The organism is Actinoallomurus acanthiterrae (assembly GCF_054775715.1).
The window spans coordinates 113,271-132,057 of record NZ_BAAHCO010000001.1 but is presented as its reverse complement, the minus strand read 5'-3'; the positions used below and the strand labels follow the sequence as shown (position 1 = coordinate 132,057).

At 71.1% G+C, this 18,787-nt stretch carries 22 protein-coding genes and 1 tRNA gene; 9 read left to right on the top strand and 14 right to left on the bottom strand.

What is annotated here, in order from left to right; genetic code table 11:
- The first annotated feature begins 10 nt into the window (after positions 1-10).
- The gene (locus ACYVF7_RS00665; RefSeq protein WP_460333177.1) at positions 11-205 is read left to right on the top strand and encodes a hypothetical protein; all 195 of its coding nucleotides are present in this window, start codon (positions 11-13) and stop codon (positions 203-205) included.
- Positions 206-232: 27 nt separating this feature from the next.
- Positions 233-538, top strand: a complete 306-nt coding sequence (locus ACYVF7_RS00660) for a type II toxin-antitoxin system VapB family antitoxin (protein ID WP_460333175.1) — start codon at positions 233-235, stop codon at positions 536-538.
- Here ACYVF7_RS00660 and ACYVF7_RS00655 read toward each other — a convergent pair whose 3' ends face one another.
- The 10 genes from ACYVF7_RS00655 to ACYVF7_RS00610 form a co-directional block, all read right to left on the bottom strand.
- The gene (locus ACYVF7_RS00655; protein ID WP_460333172.1) at positions 539-1,675 is read right to left on the bottom strand and encodes an alpha/beta hydrolase; all 1,137 of its coding nucleotides are present in this window, start codon (positions 1,673-1,675) and stop codon (positions 539-541) included.
- A gap of 138 nt (positions 1,676-1,813) precedes the next feature.
- Entirely contained in the window at positions 1,814-2,725 is a 912-nt protein-coding gene (locus ACYVF7_RS00650; RefSeq protein WP_460333169.1) for a phosphotriesterase family protein, read from the bottom strand.
- Positions 2,722-3,111, bottom strand: coding sequence for a carboxymuconolactone decarboxylase family protein (locus ACYVF7_RS00645; RefSeq protein WP_460333166.1), 390 nt, complete (start codon positions 3,109-3,111; stop codon positions 2,722-2,724). The genes ACYVF7_RS00650 and ACYVF7_RS00645 overlap by 4 nt, the downstream gene beginning before the upstream one ends.
- Entirely contained in the window at positions 3,105-3,680 is a 576-nt protein-coding gene (locus tag ACYVF7_RS00640) for a DUF4865 family protein (RefSeq protein ID WP_460357731.1), read from the bottom strand. Before ACYVF7_RS00640 ends, ACYVF7_RS00645 begins: the two co-directional genes overlap by 7 nt.
- 26 nt (positions 3,681-3,706) lie before the next feature.
- Positions 3,707-4,288 (bottom strand): TetR/AcrR family transcriptional regulator, encoded by a 582-nt coding sequence (locus tag ACYVF7_RS00635; protein ID WP_460333163.1) that lies wholly within the window; start codon positions 4,286-4,288, stop codon positions 3,707-3,709.
- A 70-nt stretch (positions 4,289-4,358) separates the two neighbouring features.
- Positions 4,359-4,643: a hypothetical protein gene (locus tag ACYVF7_RS00630; protein WP_460333160.1), complete on the bottom strand. Its 285-nt coding sequence runs from the start codon at positions 4,641-4,643 to the stop codon at positions 4,359-4,361.
- A gap of 467 nt (positions 4,644-5,110) precedes the next feature.
- Positions 5,111-5,200 (bottom strand) — tRNA-Ser (locus tag ACYVF7_RS00625).
- Between the two features lie 11 nt (positions 5,201-5,211).
- On the bottom strand, positions 5,212-5,694 hold the full coding sequence (tadA, locus tag ACYVF7_RS00620; RefSeq protein WP_460333157.1) for a tRNA adenosine(34) deaminase TadA: 483 nt from the start codon (positions 5,692-5,694) through the stop codon (positions 5,212-5,214).
- Between the two features lie 11 nt (positions 5,695-5,705).
- Entirely contained in the window at positions 5,706-6,155 is a 450-nt protein-coding gene (locus ACYVF7_RS00615) for a tRNA adenosine deaminase-associated protein (RefSeq protein ID WP_460333154.1), read from the bottom strand.
- Between the two features lie 26 nt (positions 6,156-6,181).
- Positions 6,182-6,658, bottom strand: a complete 477-nt coding sequence (locus ACYVF7_RS00610) for a tRNA adenosine deaminase-associated protein (RefSeq protein ID WP_460333151.1) — start codon at positions 6,656-6,658, stop codon at positions 6,182-6,184.
- Positions 6,659-6,965: 307 nt separating this feature from the next.
- Here ACYVF7_RS00610 and upp point away from each other — a divergent pair, with 307 nt between their 5' ends.
- The 3 genes from upp to ACYVF7_RS00595 all read left to right on the top strand — a co-directional run bounded on the left by upp (position 6,966) and on the right by ACYVF7_RS00595 (position 9,875).
- Positions 6,966-7,604: a uracil phosphoribosyltransferase gene (gene upp / locus ACYVF7_RS00605; protein ID WP_460333148.1), complete on the top strand. Its 639-nt coding sequence runs from the start codon at positions 6,966-6,968 to the stop codon at positions 7,602-7,604.
- Positions 7,605-7,882: 278 nt separating this feature from the next.
- Positions 7,883-8,410, top strand: a complete 528-nt coding sequence (locus tag ACYVF7_RS00600) for a PH domain-containing protein (RefSeq protein WP_360882293.1) — start codon at positions 7,883-7,885, stop codon at positions 8,408-8,410.
- A gap of 133 nt (positions 8,411-8,543) precedes the next feature.
- Entirely contained in the window at positions 8,544-9,875 is a 1,332-nt protein-coding gene (locus ACYVF7_RS00595; RefSeq protein WP_460333144.1) for a helix-turn-helix domain-containing protein, read from the top strand.
- 432 nt (positions 9,876-10,307) lie between these two features.
- On the opposite strand, the gene ACYVF7_RS00590 is transcribed toward ACYVF7_RS00595, so the two are convergent.
- Positions 10,308-11,141 carry an EamA family transporter gene (locus ACYVF7_RS00590; RefSeq protein WP_460333140.1) on the bottom strand — a complete coding sequence of 278 codons (834 nt, stop codon included), beginning with the start codon at positions 11,139-11,141 and terminating at the stop codon, positions 10,308-10,310.
- Complete coding sequence (locus ACYVF7_RS00585; protein ID WP_460333137.1) at positions 11,138-11,785, bottom strand: B3/B4 domain-containing protein; 648 nt, start codon at positions 11,783-11,785, stop codon at positions 11,138-11,140. Before ACYVF7_RS00585 ends, ACYVF7_RS00590 begins: the two co-directional genes overlap by 4 nt.
- Positions 11,786-11,861: 76 nt before the next feature.
- Between ACYVF7_RS00585 and ACYVF7_RS00580 the strand changes: the two genes are divergently transcribed.
- The 3 genes from ACYVF7_RS00580 to ACYVF7_RS00570 all read left to right on the top strand — a co-directional run bounded on the left by ACYVF7_RS00580 (position 11,862) and on the right by ACYVF7_RS00570 (position 14,108).
- A complete protein-coding gene (locus tag ACYVF7_RS00580) occupies positions 11,862-12,419 on the top strand; it encodes a helix-turn-helix domain-containing protein (protein ID WP_460333135.1) in 558 nt (185 codons plus the stop codon).
- A gap of 171 nt (positions 12,420-12,590) precedes the next feature.
- A complete protein-coding gene (locus ACYVF7_RS00575; RefSeq protein WP_460333132.1) occupies positions 12,591-12,956 on the top strand; it encodes a nuclear transport factor 2 family protein in 366 nt (121 codons plus the stop codon).
- A 213-nt stretch (positions 12,957-13,169) separates the two neighbouring features.
- Positions 13,170-14,108 carry an NAD-dependent epimerase/dehydratase family protein gene (locus ACYVF7_RS00570; RefSeq protein WP_460333129.1) on the top strand — a complete coding sequence of 313 codons (939 nt, stop codon included), beginning with the start codon at positions 13,170-13,172 and terminating at the stop codon, positions 14,106-14,108.
- A gap of 91 nt (positions 14,109-14,199) precedes the next feature.
- Here the strand turns inward: ACYVF7_RS00570 and ACYVF7_RS00565 are convergent, their stop codons facing one another.
- On the bottom strand, positions 14,200-15,789 hold the full coding sequence (locus ACYVF7_RS00565) for a GNAT family N-acetyltransferase (RefSeq protein ID WP_460333126.1): 1,590 nt from the start codon (positions 15,787-15,789) through the stop codon (positions 14,200-14,202).
- Between the two features lie 142 nt (positions 15,790-15,931).
- On the opposite strand from ACYVF7_RS00565, the gene ACYVF7_RS00560 reads away from it, so the two are divergent.
- Positions 15,932-16,534, top strand: coding sequence for a mycothiol-dependent nitroreductase Rv2466c family protein (locus ACYVF7_RS00560; protein ID WP_460357728.1), 603 nt, complete (start codon positions 15,932-15,934; stop codon positions 16,532-16,534).
- A gap of 110 nt (positions 16,535-16,644) precedes the next feature.
- Here ACYVF7_RS00560 and ACYVF7_RS00555 read toward each other — a convergent pair whose 3' ends face one another.
- Positions 16,645-18,585, bottom strand: coding sequence for a GTP-binding protein (locus ACYVF7_RS00555; RefSeq protein WP_460333123.1), 1,941 nt, complete (start codon positions 18,583-18,585; stop codon positions 16,645-16,647).
- Positions 18,586-18,787 lie beyond the last annotated feature (202 nt).

The following is an 18,787-nucleotide window of genomic DNA, read 5'->3' as shown; positions in this document are numbered from 1 at the left end:
GGAGGCACAAATGTTCGTCTTGGTCGCGGCGGTCTGCTTCGCCATCGCCCTTCTCGCGGACTGGCTCGGCAAGGGCTCGGACTTCTTCAACTATCCGACGCTGGACACGCTCGGACTGCTGTTCATCGCGCTTCACCTCGCCGGGTTCGGCACCCGATACGACTGGCGGGCGCGTGGCCGGGCCTGGCGGACGAGGCGCCGATGAGGTCGCGCCCGCATTAAACTGCATGGCGTGATCTTCAAGGCAGTAGGCGAGGGCCGCCCTTACCCGGAGCACCAGCTCAGCTCCCGGGACTGGGCGAACGTACCCCCACGCCAGGTCCGCCTCGACCAGTTGATCACGACGAAGGCCGGGCTGGACCTGAACTCCCTGCTGGCCGAGGACTCCACCTTCTACGGCGACCTGTTCCCGCACGTCGTTCAGTGGCGCGGCCAGCTGTACCTGGAGGACGGCCTGCACCGGGCGCTCCGGGCGGCCCTCCACCAGCGCCTGGTGCTCCACGCCCGCGTGCTCGACCTGGACGAATACGCCCGCTAGTCAGCAGGTAAGGCCGGGCCCTGGTCGGCAGGGAGTGGCGTTCCACAGGCGTGGCGTCGCCCACTCGAACATCTTGGGGAACGCCTCCCGCCAAGCGCCGTAGTTGTGCTGGCCGCCCTTGACGATCAGGAACGGCACGTCCGGCTGGAACCGCTTCACCAGGTCGACGAACGCCTGCGCCTGCACCAGGTCGACCTGGACGCCGCTGCCGGTCATCACCCAGAATCTCGGCATCCGGCCGTTCATGCGCGGCTGCCCCAGCACCTTCAGCGGGGAGTTCGCGTCGCGCAGCGCCTTGTTGCCCGCGAACGGGTCGACCGGCTGAGGCAGCCGGTTGCGCCGCAACGGCTCGTAGTAGCCACTCAGCGAGGCGGAGATCCCGTACCGGTCCGGGTGACGCAGCGCGAGGTTGGCCGCGCAGTAGCCGCCCTCGGAGAATCCCGCGATCTCCCAGGCGGGACCGGGCGGCTCCACGCGCAGCCGCGAGGCGACGAGGTCGGGCACGTCATAGGCCACGTACGTCTCGTCCTGCTCGCCGCCGGCCGTGTTCAGGCACTGCGTGGCGCGGTCCGGCCCGCCGCCGACGTCCGGGATGACGAGCACCGCCGGCTTGGCCTTGTGCGCGGCGATCAGCTTGCGGAACATCCCGGAGATCTTCAGCCGGCCCTCGTAGTCGCCCGGGTTCCCCGGCGCACCGTGGATGAGCTCGATGACGGGGAGCCGCTGCGCCGCGTACGGCCGCTGGAAGTACTGGGGCGGCAGGTAGATCATGCCCTGGCGGGTGATGTTGCTCTTCACACCGGTCAGCACGGTCTCGAGGGCGAACCCGTTCTTACGCGCATTCCGTTTCTTCACCGCCTCGTTCAGCACCTGGTCGAGGCGGTCACCGAGGTCGGGCACGCGCGCGACGCTCGCCGGCGCCTGGTTGGTCAGGTCGCGCCAGGCGTCGTCCCAGTTCTGGTAGTAGCCGTAGAACTTGTTCACCAGCGCGACGCCGAACAGCATCGCCGGGGCGAAGGCGACCACCCCGGCGACCATCTTCAGCGCCAGCATCCGCGTTCTCACCAGCCAGTACAGCGCGCCCATGAAACCGATCACGAGCACGCTGAAGGTAAGGAAGCCCTGTGGACCGAACACGATCCTCCCTACCCCACCCTGTGGGCTCGTCGCTCGGCCGGACGACTCCGGTCAGTAAGCATGACGTCCGTGGCGACGTGTTAGTTCGCGATGCAGCCAACCGGAGGGCCAACTTTCCTTTACCTTCCGGATAGGCCGTCAGCACCGCCAGTCGACCGCGAACGCCCGGGCCGGGTTCGCCACGAAGATCTTTTCGGCGACGTCCTCGCCCAGATCGCGGACGATCCTCGGCCTCATCACCCGCAGCAGGTACGGTATGCCGGGCCCGCCGCCGGTCGACGCCCGGGCCGCCGCGGTCGTCGTGTCACCGCCCAGTAGCAGCCGATCCGCGTGCCCCGCCTCGACGAGCGCGGCGAGCAGGTCGAACAGCCGCCAGTCGGTCGCGTGGTTGGCCCTCGACGGGCCGTCGAGGGCCAGGAAGGCGCCGGCCTCGCCCGCCTCCGCGTGCACACGCGGGTCCGGGAAGCGGTTCAGGTGCCCGAGGATCACCCGCTCCGGAGGCACGCCGTGCCGGCCGCACAGAACATCCAGGACGTCCAGCGACGCCGTCCCGAGCTCGTGATGTACCCCGATGGGCGCGCCGGTCGCGTGATGAGCCCGCGCCGCCGCGGCCAGCACGGACCGGGCGTGCTCGTCCAGCCCGTGGAAATCGCCCGCCACCTTGATCATCCCGGCGCGGGGACCCCCGTGCACGCCCTCGGTCAGCTCCTCGACGAACAGCTCGTCCAGCCGCCCGCGCACCTCCCGGAGGACCTCCGGCTCGTAGTGCACCGCCTGGTGCAGCCCGGTCGCGGCGATCACGTGCACGTCGCCGGCCCGGGAGACCTCCGCGAGCGCGTCCGCGCGCCGGCCCAGCCCGTACGGCGTCCACTGCACGACCGTACGGCCGCCCAGCGCGCGGAACGCCCGCACCTCATCGGTCGCCGCGGGGACGTCGTCGAGCTCCTGCCCCGGCAGCCGCGCACTCCGGAAGAACAGATGATCGTGGGCGTCGCAGACGCCGAGGTCCTCCGCCGGGACGTCGCCGAGAACCGTACGAGCGGCCCTCACGCCTCGTCCTCCAGCACGGCCGCGGCGACCCGCAGCCCGGCGAGCGCCTTCGGCACCCCGATGTAGGGCGCCAGGTGAACGAACACCTCGACGATCTCCTCCGCGGTCAGCCCCACCCGCAGACTCGTACGGACGTGGCCGGTCAACTGCGGGTCCACCCCGCCGAGCGCGGTGAGGGCCGCGAGGTTCACCAACTGCCGGTCGCGGAGCGACAGGCCGTCGCGCTGGTACGTGCCGCCGAAGAGCGCCGTCACGATCCAGTCGGGGAATCCGGGCGCGAGCTCCTCCAACCAGGGCAACGTGCCCTGCCGGGTCCGCTCGTCCTGCAGGACCTCGAGCAGGCGATGCCCGGCCTCCCGATCCAAACGTGCCTCGCGGTTCACCACTGCCGTCCCCTTGCCAGATCGTGCAGGTGCGGCGCGGAAAGGTGCAGCACCTCGTACCGGTCGCCGTCCGCCGCCGCGGGCGAATCCGCCCAGAGCGTGAAGTGCACGAGCTCCCACCGCCCGGGGTCGACGGCCAGCGCCGTCGCGTGCACGCCTTCCGTACGGGCGCGGCGCCCCAGCTCCTCCAGCGCCGACTCGACCACGCCCGCCGGGTCCACTCCCGCCTCGATCGGCTCCGTACGGCGGGTCGCCGCACGCGGCGTCGCACCGTACGCCGGCCCCCGCTCGAACCCGGCACCCGTCCAGTGCCGCACCCCCGGCCGCCCGAAGTCCTCCACGATCCCGCGGAACCCGCCGCCGCCCCACAGGAAACGGTTCATGCCGTCCACGGAGTCCCAGAGGTAGAAGGGCGCGTACTGGTTCACCGGTGAGGAGACCCCACGCTCCCGCATCAGGAACGCCTTCAGTCCCAGTCCCCCGAAGTCGTCCATGGCCCGACCCCGCGTCGCCACCCGCTCCCGGATGATCTTCATGTCGTAGTCGGCGGGCAAGGTGATCTCGTACTGCATCGCGTACACGCGCGTGCTCCCTCTCGTCAGGCGGGGCGCGGGGCCGACGTCGTCTGGGCGGCGAGCAGGCCCAGCACACCCTTGATCGCGTGCTCGAACGGCTCGACCGACTGGGCGGCCCGGGCCAGCACGTAGCCGCCCTGCAGCGTGGCCACGATCGTCGCCGCCGTGGCGACCGGGTCGAGGCCTCCCGGCAGCTCTCCGCGCTCCTGCCCCTCCGCCAGAACCTCCGCCAGGCGTCCCCGCAGCCAGTCGAACGTCTCCTCCAGGGGCCGCCGGAGCTCCGCGTCCGCGATGACGTCCGGATCCTGGGTCAGCCGCCCGACCGGGCATCCGCGCAGGATCTCCCGCTCGCGGAGCAGGTACGTCTCGATCCGCTCGTACGCCGTGCCAGGCCCGGAGAGCTCACGCTCGGCCTTGTCCCGCATCTCCTCGGCGCTGCGCCGCACCGCCGCCAACGCGAGATCCGGCTTGCCGGTGAAGTGGTGGTACATGCTGCCCTGACCGGCCCCCGCCCGCTGCTGAATCGCCTTCGGGCTCGTCCCCACGTACCCGCGCTCCCACAACAACTCCCGCGTGCTCTCGATCAGCCGCTCCCTGGTATCCATGGGAAGGATCGTACATACCAGTAGGTACAGGAGCAATCACAAGCCGAGGCCGGACGCGGAAGGTGGTCGATTACGGCGTGTAGACCTGCTGCAGGGAGGTGATCCGACCGTCCGCCCCGACCCGGACCTCAAAGCCGACGCTGGGCAGAAACCTGCGATTCTTCGCCAGTGCCGCGACGAAAGCGGCCGAGGTGACCCGCGTGGGTTTGGCCTCCAACCCGTACAGCGGCACCATGAGCGTGATCCGGACGTCGGGACTCAACTCGAGCGTCGCCTGCGGACCAGTGACGATGACCTTGTTGTACTCGGTGTACTTGTCCACGACGTGCTTGATCGTGGCCACCCGGTACGTCACCTCCGTACCTCCAGCCAAGCGGCGCGCACTCACCATGACCGCACCGAAACGGCCCGGGGTAGCGGAGGGCCGCACCGTGGGCGAGGTGCCGGCAGCCGACGGCCTCACCGAGGAATGCCGGTCGGACCGACCGTTCTTACAGCCGCCGCACAGAACAAGGGAAAGCGCGACGAACGCCACGAACCGAACCCGGACGGTACCCACCGGCCCCCCTTCGATCGTTCCGACCGACGGTGAGACCAACTAACGGACAGTCCGGTTCCCCACAAATGATCACAACCCGATCACACCGCGCCAAAGTCACCAAAAGCCCTAAACGCAAATGAACCGCCGAACACACGGAGGGCGCGAACACGCGGAGGCGCGGGAGGGCGCGGCGAAGCCGCGCACCGGGGGGTCCGGGGGGTCGTCCCCCCGGATGGAAGCAAGAAGAGGGGAAGGTGACCCCCCGAAGGGGGCACCGAACATGGCGGTGGAGGTGGGATTTGAACCCACGGATGAGTTGCCCCATCACACGCTTTCGAGGCGTGCGCCCTCGGCCACTAGGCGACTCCACCAAGACGGGAGCCTACCGGAAGTCGGATGGTCCTCGGTCCCGTCGGCCGGCGAAGAATTCGGTGAGCAGGGCGGCGCACTCGTCGGCGAGGACGCCGGCGATGACTTCGGGGCGGTGGTTGAGGCGGCGGTCGCGTACGACGTCCCAGAGGGAGCCGACGGCCCCGGCCTTGGGGTCGAAGGCGCCGAAGACGACGCGGTCGAGCCGGGCGAGGACGGCGGCTCCGGCGCACATGGTGCAGGGCTCGAGGGTGACGGCGAGGGTGCAGCCGGTCAGTCGCCATTCGCCCTGGTGGGCGGCGGCCTGGCGGATGGCGAGGATCTCGGCGTGCGCGGTCGGGTCGCCGGTGCGTTCGCGTTCGTTGTGGCCCGCGCCGATGACCTGGCCGGTGGGGGCGAGCACGATCGCGCCGACGGGCACGTCGGCGGCGGCCCGCCGCGCCTCCTCGAGGGCGAGCCGCATCGCCTCGTCCGCCGTCGGCCCTCCGGTGTCCATGACGGCCCCGGCTAGCGGAGCCGCTCGTACTCCTCGGCGAACCCGGCTCCTTCGGCGACGACCGACAGCGCGTCGCCGGGGAGGGTTCGCTCGCCGAGGGCGGTCAGGGCGCCGGAGGTGGTTCCGAGGTCGGCGAGGAGTTCGGCGTCGCCGACCGGGTCGTCGGTGGACACGTCTTCGGTGTCGAGCTGCTCGCTGAGCATCTCGGCCAGTTCGCTGCCGACGGGGGCTCGACCGTCGGAGAGGAAGACGCGGGGGTCCTCGCCGTCGTCCAGGCGGACCACGACGAACCATTCGTCCTCCTGCTCGACGAGCAGGACGACCGTGTCGGCCGCCGTCTCGACGGCAGCCTCTCGCATGATGTCGGCGATGTCCTCGAGACCGGTGACCTCGCTGAGGTCGGGCTCGGTCCCGATCCATCCGGCGTCGCCACGCGCGAACACCGCGGAGAAGTACGGCACGCTTCTATTCTCTCCCGAAGCCGCGGTCAACCGATCGCACGCTCGAAGGCGGCGCCGAATCCGAGTCGTTTGGCGATGCTCGCCAGCATCTCGTCGGGGTAGAGGTCGAGGTCGCCGGACAGGGCGCCGAGCTCCATCTCGTCGAGGCCGAGGTCGGCGAAGATCGACATGTCTCCCGCGGGAAGCACCTGGTCGAGTTCCTCGTCGTCGGGGATGTCGAGTTCGAGGTACTCGACGATCTGCCGGGCCAGCACCCAGTCGACGGACGCGGTGACGTCCGAGAGGAAGACCAGGACCTCGTCGGCGAGCATCCGGAGGGCCACGAAGAAGTCGTCGCCGACCGCGACCAACCCGATCGTGCCCCCGATGCTGGGCTGCTGCCGTAGGGCATGGATCAGCCCCTCGAGGTCTTCTGTCAGCGCGATGGGAAGCTGTTCGACTTCCCACGCGTCGGTTTCGCGATAGACCACGACAGCGAAGTCCGCCGTGTCCAGTTCAGTCATCTTCACCCCAGCCGCGCGCGTCCTGCTCGGGCATCTTGGCAGATGCGGAGCCCAAAGATTCGCGGCACGGGAAAACCCGGGTCCGGTCAGTTGGATCGGAAGGTGCGCATGCGGACTGCCTCACGGACCCGTTCTCGGCGTGATCGGCGGGGGGACACGCGTTTCCGGAGCTCCCTCGCCTCGGCCAACTCCCGGAGGAAGACCGCTCTGCGGCGCAGCCGCTCGCGGACCTCCTCGGGGCTCATCCCTTCGCTCATGGCCGGTACGTTCCCCATGCTCAGGCATCCATTCGGATACCGTTCGGGATATGAAGACCCTCGTCGTCGACCACCCCCTCGTCGCGCACAAGCTCACGACGCTCCGCGACGCGACCACCGACTCGCCCACGTTCCGCCGGCTCGCCGACGAGCTGGTGACCCTGCTCGCGTACGAGGCGACCCGTGACGTTCGTGTCGCTCCTGTGACGGTCGACACACCCGTCGGGCCGGCCGAAGGCGTACGGCTGACGCGGCCGCAGCCCCTGGTGGTGCCGATCCTGCGCGCCGGGCTCGGAATGCTCGACGGGATGACCCGGCTGCTACCGACGGCCGAGGTCGGGTTCCTCGGCATGGTGCGGGACGAGGGCACACTGAAGGCGACGACGTACGCGACGCGGCTGCCGGACGACCTGTCGGGCCGCCAGTGCTACGTCCTGGACCCGATGCTGGCCACGGGCGGCACGCTCGCCGCGGCGATCCAGCTGCTCATGGACCGGGGCGCCGACGACGTCACCGCCATCTGCCTGCTCGCCGCGCCCGAGGGCCTCGCCCATATGGAGGAGAAGCTCGCGGACTGCAAGGTGCCGGTCCGGATCGTCACCGCCGCGGTCGACTCACACCTGAACGAGAACGGCTTCATCGTCCCCGGCCTCGGCGACGCGGGCGACCGTCTGTACGGCGTCGTCTAGCGCGCGTCCTGGCGCGAGCGCCCGTACTTCGACGCGATCCGGCGCATCCGTTCGCGCGGCTCTTTGCGGCTGGATCGTCGCCTGGTGTACAAATTAAATGGGTCAGTGGGTCGGCCTTCGGGAGGCGGGGTTTCCTTGAAGAAGTACCTCACTCGGGCGGACGGGGCCTTGACGCCCGTGCTGTTGGGGAAGTCCCACGGCACGAGACCCATCGCCCGTCACGCGTCCGGCGGCCGGGCTCCGGCGAGCGATTCGCCCGCTGAATTCGTGACCGCGCCATGAGGCTCGTCACGCCGGGCGATTCGGCGCCCGCATCGATCCACCGCTACCTCCTGCCGCACGAGCACCAGGTGATCACCGTCCGGCGCCATCCGGCGGTGCTCATGACCCCGATCGGCTTCGTGCTCGGCGGCCTCATCGTCGCCGGGGTGCTGAGCAACCTGCTGGCCAAGCAGGGCGGGTCTGTCGTCAGCTGGATCTGGTGGGCCTGGCTGATCCTGCTCGCGTGGTTCGTGTGGAAGGTCGCCGAGTGGTCCGTTGACTACTTCGTCATAACGAACCAGCGCATGCTCCTGACCACGGGCCTACTGACCCGTAAGGTGGCCATGATGCCGCTGTCGAAGGTCACGGACATGAGCTTCCAGCGGTCCATCACCGGGCGGATGCTCGGCTACGGGGAGTTCGTTCTCGAGTCCGCAGGTCAGGACCAGGCGTTCCGCGTCGTCAGCTTCCTCCCCTACCCCGAACAGCTCTACCTCGAGGTCTGCAGCATGATCTTTCCGAGCAAGGACGACGCTGACGACTGATTCGACCCCGGTCTTGACCAAAACTTCTCCACGTTGTCCGTGTCGTTTGGGTTACTCTCCATGTGTGAGGTAGTGCACCCTACGAACAAGACGTAACCCATTCCGGGTGAAACCCTTCGGTAAGTGAGTCGAGATGCCGGGTCAAGGAAGCGTCGGTGAGCGAGTCCGTAACCTACGTCTGAGTAAACATCTGTCTCAGGCGCAGCTGGCGGGGACGGAGCTGTCCGACAGTTACATCTCATTGATCGAGTCGGGGAAGCGAACCCCGACGCCCGCAGTTGTCCGGCTACTCGCGAGCCGGCTGGGCTGCCTGCCGGAGTACCTGTCCGAGGGCATCGAGCCGGAAGAGCGCCTGCATCTCCAGGTCCGCGTCCGCCACGCTGAGCTCGCTCTGCTGGCCGGCGACGCCGATCAGGCGCTCAGGATGTTCGGCGACATCCTCTCCGCGGTCGACAACGACCCCGACCTGGCCAAGCGGGCCCGGTGGGGGCAGGCCCGCGCGCTGGAGGCCCGTGGCGACGGCGAAGAGGCCATCAGGGCGCTCGAGGAGCTCCGTGAGGAGGCCGGGAGGGACCGCGGCCGGGCGGGATGGCTGCCCGTCATCGTCGTCCTCGCCCGCTGTTACCGCGCCGCCGGCGACCTCGGCCGTACGATCGCGCTCGGCGAGTCCGCGCTGGAGCGCCTGGCCGAGCTCGGTCTGCTCGGCGGCGAGGAGGCCGCGGAGGTCGGACGTACCCTCATCAGCACCTACCTCGATCGCGGCGACGCCGCGCAGGCGCGGACGCTCGCCGAGCGCCTCCTCGCCGCGTCCGAGCTGGACCCCACCGTCATGATCACGGCCTACCGGAAGGCCAGCCGGCGGGCGCTCGAGGAAGGCGCGGGCGGAGAGTCCCTCTACCTCGCCGACCAGGCGCTCGCGCTGCACGCGGGCGACACGCTGACCACCGCGCAGGCCCGCCTCCGCGTCGCGTCGGCACGCAGCCTGCTGCCCGGCGACGCGTCGCCGGACGCCGCGAACAAGGCCCTGGAGCTCCTGCACACGGCGCAGCAGGCGCTGAGCGGCGCCGACGCGGCCGAGTGCCTCATCGAGACGGCACGTTCGAAGATGGTGCTCGGAGAGCCCGCCGCCGCGGTGACGATCGCCCAGCGGGTCCTGACCGAGCTCGCCTCCCACCCCGGCGGCTCGGTCACCGTCATCCGGGCCCGGCTCATGCTCGCCCAGGCGCTCGTCGCCACCGGTGAGCACAAGGAGGCGCTGACCGCGCTCCGCGCGACCGGCGGCGAACTCGACGTGCTCGCCCCGTCGCGGGCGACCGCGCGGGTCTGGCGGGAGCTGGGCGACCTGTTCGGCGCCGCGGGAGACACCGAGGCGATGATGGAGGCCTACCGCAAGGCCCTGGAATCCGCCGGCCTCCGGTCGACCCCCCAGCACTCGAACGCCGTCGCCGACCTCAGCAGCCACTGACCCCTGCGGGGTCGTACACCGAAGACGGTCGGGCCGACGCTCATCCGCGCCGCCCGACCGTCTCGACCGGTCGTGGCCGTCTCACTGGCACACCGACGGCGCGCGAAGCACTCCGCGCCGCTGTGTTTCAGCGGCATCCGTCGGCCGACCATCCGGCCGGCGGCTCGGGCGACGACGACTCCCTTTTCCCGAGGACGAGCGCAAGAACGCCGGACGGGTGCTCCCGTCCGGCGTTCGGTGCCGGCTGAGGTTACGCGTGGCGCGTGAGGAAGGGGTGGGGGCCGGTGCGGGGAGCCGGCCATCCGGCGGACTCCTTTCCGAGAACCACGGTCGACTCTGATTCCCCGATGTCCCCGGAGTGGTTCCGACCGGCCGGCGGCTGCGACCTGCCTTACGAATCGCAATGACGCTTGGAGGTTCCGAGACGCCGTCTCAGCCGGTCGTGACGAGGGTGACGCCGACGACCGCGATGGCGAGGCCGAGGCGCTGGATCGGCCGCAGCCGTTCGCCGTACACGAGGCGGGCCAGCAGCACGGTGCTGGCCGGGTAGAGCGAGCTGAGCACCCCGGCGATGCTCAGCGCACCCGCCCGCGCGGCGAGGACGTACAGCGCGTTGCCGAGCACGTCGAGGACGCCGGCGAGCAGGGCGATGCCGAGGGCGCCGCGGTTCCTGAGCAGCGGAAGGGGGCCACGGCGCGCCAGGACGGCCACGACGAGCACCACCGCGAGGCTGGCCGCCTTGGACACCGCCAGCGGCCACATGGTGCCGTCGTCGCCCAAGTGGATGATCACGAAGAACAGGCCGAAGCACGTACCCGCGACCACCGCCAGGACGGGACCGCCCGTCAGCCGGACCGGCCCGCCGCCCCGCTCGATGCTGACGAAGCAGACGGCCAGCAGGCACAGGACGATCCCGGCGATCGCCATCAGGCTCAGCCGGTCGCCGCGCGCGATGCCGACGACCGCGGGCACGACGGCGGCCAGGAGCCCGGACACCGGGGCGACCACGCTCATCGGGCCCATGGCCAGGGCCCGGTAGAAGACGAGCAGCCCGGCTCCCCCGGCGATTCCGGAGAGGGCTCCCCAGCCGAGCGCGGTCGCGTTCGACGGACCGCCGAGCACCGCAACCCCGAGTAGCAGGAGCAGCCCGGTGGGCAGGCTGACCAGCAGGACACGAAGGTCGTCGATCCGCCGCGAGGCCGCACCGCCGCAGAAGTCGCCGGCGCCGAAGGCGATCGCGGAGGCCAGGGCGAGTGCGATGATCACGGTTCGATCAGGCGCGTACGGACGACGGCGCCCGGGGAGATCTCGGTGAGCAGGCCGGTCAGCGCTTCCCCCGCGGCTGCCAGCACGTCCATCGGGTACGGCTCCAGCCGCTCCAGGATGAACAGGGCGTTCTTGGTGTCCTCGGTGATGCGGGTGCGGGTGCACTGACGCCAGTTCCAGCGGCGGCAGGTCACGCCCGAGCCGTCGCGCCAGATGACCTCGCCGGGGTCGGGGTGCTCGACGACCGCCTCGCCGTTCTTGACCGTGTCGAAGCGCTCGTCCCCGCCGGCGCGGACCAGCCGTGCCGGACCGTCGTACGCGTCGAGGTCCTCGCCACCGATCGGCAGCTCGAACCGGACACTGATCGTGTTGTAGGCGTCCACGACCCGGTTGATCTCCGGCAGGTCGCCACGGCGCAGGAGGGCGTCCACCGACGGGCGGGCGCGTTTGGGGTTGACGCCGAACCCCCGGTACGCCTCCCGCCAGGCCTCGACATGACCACCGCCGACGCCGTCGGCCGCGGCGGAGTCGGCGACGCGGCCGTCCGACGGGGCGTTCGTCAGCCCCTCCGCGGTCATGAGCAGGACCGCGAAGTCGGGACGCAAGGTGCGGATCGCATCATCGATGACGATCTGCTCGAGCATGGACCCATCCTCTCGAATCATCGGTCGGTTCAGCATACCGTCCGGTTCAATGAAATGACCATCTAGGGTGTCCTGCGTGACGGACAAGGTCGGCGACGCGGTCGCCCGCACCGTACGCTCCCTGCGCGCGGCGCACGGTTGGAGCCTCGATCAGCTCGCCGCGCGGGCAGGGGTCAGCAAGGGCGTCCTGGTAGCGCTGGAACAGGCCCGGGGCAACCCCAACCTCGGCACGCTCATCCGCGTCTCAGAGGCCCTCGGAGTGCCTCTCACCCGGCTCGTACAGGTCGAGGAGGAGCCGCCGATCCAGTTCTTCCCCGCCGAGCGTCACGTCGTCCTGTGGCACGGCGCGGCCGGCGGCACCGGCACACTCCTGGCCGGCAGCGATCCCCGCCCGTCCGTCGAGCTGTGGCGGTGGGTCCTGCGCCCGGGCGAGTGCCGCGACAGCGAGCCGCACACGCCCGGCACCCGCGAGGTCGTCACCGTGGACTCCGGATGCCTGAGCCTCACCGTCGACGGCAGCCGCACCGAGATCGGCGCCGGGGATGCCGCCGTCTTCCACGGCGACCGGCCGCACTCGTACGCGAACGAGGGGAACGAGGACGTGCACTTCGTCCTCGCCGTCATGGACCTGTGACACCGTGAGACCAGGCCCTGAGGGTTACGCTCCCCAACGCCCAGGCCCTCGGGAAACAACGGACCGCCCCGGCGCACAGCCACGTCGAGTCGGGGCCGTTACCTCCCACGTAATCGATCTTCTGCTCGTCGCTCGGCATCTTTGAGGCATCGGATCTCAAGGAGGAACGCAATGAGCGACATCAACGAGCTGGTCGGCCGCTACATCGACACCTGGAACGAGAAGGACCCCGCCGCCCGCCGTGCCGCAGTCGAGGCGCTGTGGACCGAGGACGGCACCTACCTGGACCCGCTGGCCGACGTGGCCGGGCACGACGGCATCGACGCGGTCATCGGCGCCGTGCAGGCCCAGTTCCCCGACTTCGTCTTCCGCCCCGGCGCGGTGGTCGACGCCCACCACAACCTGGCCCGGTTCACCTGGGAGCTCGGCCCGGCCGGCGCCGAGGCGATCATCATCGGGTTCGACGTGGTGGTCCTCGCCGAAGACGGCCGGATCCAGAACGTCCACGGCTTCCTCGACAAGGTGCCCGCCGCCTGACCGGGGAACTCGCACCGTGCCCCGGCGGCCCGCGCCACGCCACCACTCGATCCCGAGCCGGCGCGCGGGCCGCCGCGGACCGGTGCCCCGACCGCCCGCGGCGCGCCACCGGCCGGCGTGCGAATATCCACACCGGCCGGTAGGGAACTGCGTATCCACATTCGCCGTCGGTCGATGCCGGGGTGGCGTGCGGATCGCCTACGCTTGCGGAACATGCGCATCCTCGTGACCGGCGGCGCCGGCTTCATCGGCTCTCATCTGACGGACGTCTTCCTCGACAACGGCGACGAGGTCACGGTGCTCGACGACCTGTCCCGTGGCCGGCCGGGGCGCCTTGACCCCTCCGTCGTCGTCCACAAGGCGAGCATCACGGACGCGGCCGCGCTCCGCTCGATCGTCGAGCGCGTACGGCCGGAGCTGATCTGCCATCTGGCCGCGCAGATCGACGTACGGGTGTCGGTGGACGCCCCCGCCGACGACGCGGTCGTCAACGTCGTCGGCACGGTCAACGTGCTGGAGGCCGCCCGTGCGGTCGGGGCCCGGGTGCTGTTCGCCAGCACCGGAGGCGCGATCTACGGGGTGGACGCGCCGATACCGACGCCGGAGGACGTGCTGCCCGGTCCGGAGGCGCCGTACGGCACGGCGAAGTACTGCGCCGAGCAGTACCTCGGCCTGTACAACCGGCTGTACGGCACGCGGCACGCGGCGCTCCGGCTCGCGAACGTCTACGGCCCGCGCCAGGATCCCGCCGGTGAGGCGGGCGTGGTCGGCATCTTCTGCGGGCGCGCGGTCCGGGGGGAGCGGCCGACGGTGTTCGGCGACGGCCACCAGACCCGCGACTACGTGTTCGTCAAGGACGTCGCGAGGGCCTTCCTCGCCGCCGCCCAGACCGACCAGCCGGGCATGTGGAACATCGGGACCGGCCGCGAGACGAGCGTCCGGGAGCTGATCGACCTGCTCGGCCGGGCGGCCGGTCGTGACCTGGACCCGGAGTTCGCGCCGGCCCGAGCCGGTGAGCTGCAGCGCAGCGCCCTGGCCATCGACGCCGCCGAGCGAGACCTGGGCTGGACGCCCCGTACGACGGTCGCCGAGGGCGTCGAGGCGGTCTACCGCTGGGTGGAGTCGGGCTCGCCCGACCGCGCCGGCCTCTGACGGCCCGGCGGTCCGCCCCGGGCCCGTCTGGCTCGCCTCTGGCGGTCCGGCTGTGCGACCTGGAGCTGCTCCTGGCGCCAGGTCGCGCTGGTCAGGGGGCGATTCGGTAGTGGTAGGCGTATGACGGGGTGAAGCCGACGTTTCGGTAGAGCCGCCAGGCGGCGTCGTTGCCCGTCTCGACCTGGAGGTAGAGCCGGTCCGCGCTCTGGCGGGCGGCCCATCGTGCGCCGGCGCCGAGGACGGCGGTGCCGACGCCCTGCCGCCGAAGGTCCGGGCGGGTGGCCATGCAGAAGGCGCCCGCCCACCCCGCGTCGGCCACGAACAGCCCCATGGCGACGGCCCGGCCGTTCCGCGTCACGCTCGCGAACCCGGCGGGCCGCGCTATCCGGGAGATCACCTTCTCCCCGACGGCGGTCGTGTCGGCGTGGTCGTCCAACTCGGCGAAGACCCGCAGCGGGCGCTCCAGGTCCTCGTCGACGTCGACGGACGGCGTCTCCGCGCCCGCCGTGGCCGCGACGACCTCCTCGGTGAAGGCGGTCAGTACCGTCGTCGGCGCATCTCGGCGATAGCCCCGCCGGTCCAGGAGGGCGTCGAGGTCGCCGAGGGCATCGGGGACCTGGATGATGACCGGCCGGTCGCGGTCCCGGTAGAACCTCTCGATGTCGCCGATCGCCGCCTCACCGCCGGACGAGGGCGGCACCGCGGAGTTCGAGCGACGGCGTCGGACGTCGGGGGTGTGCCGGAGCAGCCAGCCCTCGTGTTCTTCGGTGAACTCCGCCGGCCAGGCGGCGCGGGCACGGGGCTCGACGACCGCGGCGACCGACGAACGGCAGGCGTCCGCGATGGGGCGGATCAGGCCGGCGAGGAGGTCCTGGTCCTCGGGCCGCGCGGGCTCGTACTCGGTGATGCCGAGTCCGGTCACCTCGAACCGCTGTGCGAGGGCGGTCACCATCGCGAGCAGCCGGTCCGGCGTCAGCCCCTGTGGCGTGGGCACGCCGACGGAGCAGAACAGCTCCGGGTCGAGGACGTCGAGGTCGATGTGGACGTAGACGGCGGACGCGTCGCCGACCGCCTCGACGAGAGCGTCCGGGTCGCCGACGGCCGGGATGCCGGCGGCGGCCGCGTAGTCGCGTTCGGCCGGGTCGAGGTCCCGTACTCCGGCGAGCACGACCTGGCGGGGTTTCAGGGGCCGGTCGGGCACCAGGTCCGCGGGCCCATCGCCGAGCAGCGTGCGCAGCACCATGCCGTGGAACGCGCCGGACGGCGAGGACTCCGGTGTGTTGAGGTCGCCGTGCGCGTCGAACCACACGACGGCGAGCCGGTCGCCGTGCCGGCGCGCCGCGGCGGCGATCGGCTCGAGTTCGACACCGCAGTCGCCGCCGAGCGTGACGGTGAACCGGCCATCGGCGCGTTCCAATGCGGCGCGTGTCCGCCGGGCGTTGGCCGCCAGCGCCCGGCCGCCGTCGTCATTCGCGACGTCGACGCACACCCGGTCGGCGGCGGGGACGAGGTCGCCGAGGAGGCGGGCTCCGGCGCGTAGGCGATGGGCGGTCACCGAGGAAGATCCCTGCCACTGCGGCACCTCGACGACCGTCACGTCAGGCCGAATCGGCTCGTTTCCCATCGGGCTCCCCGGAAGGTCGTCGGGCACCTCCCGCGAGCGCAGCAGGTCCTCGGTCATCCTACGAAGCCGGCCGATCCACCGGTCGACCCGCCTTCCCGACCGGACCGGCTCCAGGCCATTGGCCCAATCAGTATGTAGCACATTGGTCCTTACGCCCGGCCATTCTGCTTCCTAGTCTGACCGCGTGATCAGTGCTGACATGTGGTTCGACCCCAAATGCCCGTGGGCGTGGATCGCTTCCCGCTGGCTTCTCGAGGTGGAGAAGGTGCGCGACGTCCAGGTGCGTTTCCACGTCATGAGCCTGGCGATGCTGAACGACGGCCGTGAAGGCCTGGAGGACTGGTACGCCGAGTGGCTGCGCGACACGTGGGGACCCGTCCGCGTCGCCATGGCGGCCGAGCGGAAGTACGGAAACGAGGTGCTGCGCGACCTCTACACGGCGCTCGGCACCCGGATCCATCACGACAAGGCGCCCGTCGGGCGGGCCCTCTACCTGGACGCGCTGGCCGAGGTCGGATTGCCGGCCGAGCTCGCCGACGCGGCCGACGTGACCGACCACGACGAGGCCCTCCGGGAGAGCCAGCACGCGGGTCTGGACCCGGTCGGGGAGGACCTGGGAACCCCGGCGATCCACGTCCCAGGACCGGACGGCGAGCGGATCGCGTTCTTCGGCCCGGTCGTCAGCCCCATTCCCCGCGGCGAGGCCGCCGGCCGGCTCTGGGACGGCGTGCTTCTCGTGGCGGGCACGGACGGCTTCTTCGAGCTCAAACGCGCGCGGACCCGCCGACCGATCACCCGGTGACCCCGACCAGACCCGGACGACGTGCGATCATTCCGCGCGGACGGCCGACCGGACGCGAGCGACCTGAGATCACACGCTTCCCCCGGCCGGATCCGGTGAGCGCGGCGTCCTCACCCGGACCGGTCCGCGCGGGGGCACGGCCGGCGCGGCGGGGTTCCCTCGACGCGGCGGTGGCCTGCGAACTCCGTCAGGAACACCCCTTCCCCGCGGGTCTGACCCGGCAGCCGCCGCCCGAACTCGTGCACCCGCCCGAGCGGGATCACGCCTGTCACGTACGCGGTGTCGCGCCGTACGGCCATGTCGTCGGGGGTCGCGCCGGCCTCGGTGAGCGTGCCCAGCACGCCGCTGACCAGGTCGGCCGGAACCTCCAGTTCGAAGCGGCCCACCGGCTCGTACACGTGGGTCCCGGCCTGGCGCAGTGCCCGCTCCAGTAGCCGGGGCGTCAGCGTCCGGAAGTCGCCGGCGGTCGTGACCGGGCTGGCGTAGCCCGAGTGCGTCAGGGTGACCGCGCAGTCCGTGACCTCCCAGCCGTGCGGCCCGCGGCGGAGGGCGGCGTGCACGCTGTCCTCGATGGCCGCGTGGAACGCGGCGGGCAGCGATCCCGGCTCGACCTCCAGCCCGTACCGCACGCCCGTCCCCGCCTCGGCGGGCTCGATCCGGAAGCCGGCCGTCGCGCACACCTCGTGGTCGCCGTGCCGGTCGATCTCGTGGAACGCCGCGCCGACGCCGACCGGCCGCTCGATGTGGACGGTCCGCGTGGCGTCGAAGGTGACGGCGATGCCCGCCTCCTCCTCCAGCCGTGTCTGGAGGACCTCTTTCTGCACCTCGCCGTACAGCAGCACGGAGATCTCGTGGTCGCCCAGGCGTACGTTGATCAGCGGGTCCTGCTCGGCCAGCCGAAGGAGCGCGCCGTGGAGCAGTGGAGCGTCGGCCGGGCGCACGCTCCGTACGACGGTCTCCAGGGTCGGGGGTGCGAAGTGCGGTTCGTCCGGCCCGTCGGCGGGCGCGCCGATCCGGTCGCCGATCCGTACGTCCTTGAGGCCCCGGAGCTTCACGATGTCGCCCGCCCCCGCCTGGGGAGCCGGTGCCGCGCCGCCCCGGTCGAAGACCTCGAGGGCGGTGATCTTCTCGCGGTGCTCCTGCCACGCGGTGGGCGCGCCACCGGTGCGCCGGTAGAGGGTGAGGTGCTCCCGTACGGCGACGATCCCGGAGTGCAGTCGCGCGTACGCGGCTTTCCGGCCGGAGGCGTCACGCTCGATCGTGAACACCGTGCCGGAGAGGTCGTCGCCGCGCGCTCCGCCGGCCGGCGGAAGGAGTTCGCGGACGCCGCGGACGAGTTCGGCCACGCCCACGCCGGTCACGGCCGAACCGAAGAACACCGGATGCGCCAGCGCCCGGCCGGTCTGCGCGACGAGCCGCCGCCGGCAGTCCGCGGCGTCGACCCGGCCGTCGGCGCGGACGTACGCCGCCAGGAAGGAGTCGTCGCCGTCGGCCAGTACCTCCGTGACCCGGTCGAGGTGCCGCGGATCGTCGAGGGCGTACGGCCGGGTCGCCGCGTCGCGCGTGCCCAGGCCGGTGACCGTGCCCATCGCCACCGCGCCGGGGGCGAGCCTGCGGGCGATGTCCCGCAGCAGGTCGTCGTGGCGCGCGCCCATCCGGTCGATCTTGTTGACGAAGATCAGCGTGGGGATGCGCAGCCTGGCCAGCACGCGCATGAGGACCCTCGTCTGGACCTGGACGCCCTCCACCGCCGAGACGACCAGCACCGCGCCGTCCAGGACCCGTACCGCGCGTTCGACCTCGGAGACGAAGTCGGAGTGGCCGGGCGTGTCGATCAGGTTGACCTTCAGGTCGTCGATGGTGAACGACACCACCGCCGATCGGATGGTGATCCCGCGTCGCCGCTCCAGCTCCAGGGAGTCGGTCTGCGTCGTGCCCCGGTCTACGCTGCCGAGCTCGCCGATGACGCCCGCGTGGAACAGCAGCCGCTCGGTGAGCGTCGTCTTGCCCGCGTCAACATGCGCGAGCACCCCGATGTTCAGGGAATTCATGAAGTGTCGTCCTCGATGCCGCCGAGTGATCCTCTGTCGTGATGACCTGTGACCACTGGCGCATCGCCGAGCCCCCATTCCTCGTACGGACGACGACGGCGTACGCGCGACGCCGATGCGGCCGGAGCCTAACAAGAGGCTCGCCAGGGGGCAGCTCATTTATTCGCAGGCGCGTCCCGGAGGATCCGCGGCTCCTCCGGGA

Excerpts from the sequence above, each read along its gene's own strand:
- ACYVF7_RS00665 (WP_460333177.1), top strand. The coding sequence starts at position 11 with ATGTTCGTCTTGGTCGCGGCGGTCTGCTTCGCCATCGCCCTTCTCGCG.
- ACYVF7_RS00640 (WP_460357731.1), bottom strand. The coding sequence starts at position 3,680 with ATGCAGTACGAGATCACCTTGCCCGCCGACTACGACATGAAGATCATC.
- ACYVF7_RS00635 (WP_460333163.1), bottom strand. The coding sequence starts at position 4,288 with ATGGATACCAGGGAGCGGCTGATCGAGAGCACGCGGGAGTTGTTGTGG.
- tadA (WP_460333157.1), bottom strand. The coding sequence starts at position 5,694 with ATGGACACCGGAGGGCCGACGGCGGACGAGGCGATGCGGCTCGCCCTC.
- ACYVF7_RS00610 (WP_460333151.1), bottom strand. The coding sequence starts at position 6,658 with ATGACTGAACTGGACACGGCGGACTTCGCTGTCGTGGTCTATCGCGAA.
- upp (WP_460333148.1), top strand. The coding sequence starts at position 6,966 with ATGAAGACCCTCGTCGTCGACCACCCCCTCGTCGCGCACAAGCTCACG.
- ACYVF7_RS00600 (WP_360882293.1), top strand. The coding sequence starts at position 7,883 with ATGAGGCTCGTCACGCCGGGCGATTCGGCGCCCGCATCGATCCACCGC.
- ACYVF7_RS00595 (WP_460333144.1), top strand. The coding sequence starts at position 8,544 with ATGCCGGGTCAAGGAAGCGTCGGTGAGCGAGTCCGTAACCTACGTCTG.
- ACYVF7_RS00585 (WP_460333137.1), bottom strand. The coding sequence starts at position 11,785 with ATGCTCGAGCAGATCGTCATCGATGATGCGATCCGCACCTTGCGTCCC.
- ACYVF7_RS00575 (WP_460333132.1), top strand. The coding sequence starts at position 12,591 with ATGAGCGACATCAACGAGCTGGTCGGCCGCTACATCGACACCTGGAAC.
- ACYVF7_RS00570 (WP_460333129.1), top strand. The coding sequence starts at position 13,170 with ATGCGCATCCTCGTGACCGGCGGCGCCGGCTTCATCGGCTCTCATCTG.
- ACYVF7_RS00565 (WP_460333126.1), bottom strand. The coding sequence starts at position 15,789 with ATGACCGAGGACCTGCTGCGCTCGCGGGAGGTGCCCGACGACCTTCCG.
- ACYVF7_RS00560 (WP_460357728.1), top strand. The coding sequence starts at position 15,932 with ATGTGGTTCGACCCCAAATGCCCGTGGGCGTGGATCGCTTCCCGCTGG.
- ACYVF7_RS00555 (WP_460333123.1), bottom strand. The coding sequence starts at position 18,585 with ATGAATTCCCTGAACATCGGGGTGCTCGCGCATGTTGACGCGGGCAAG.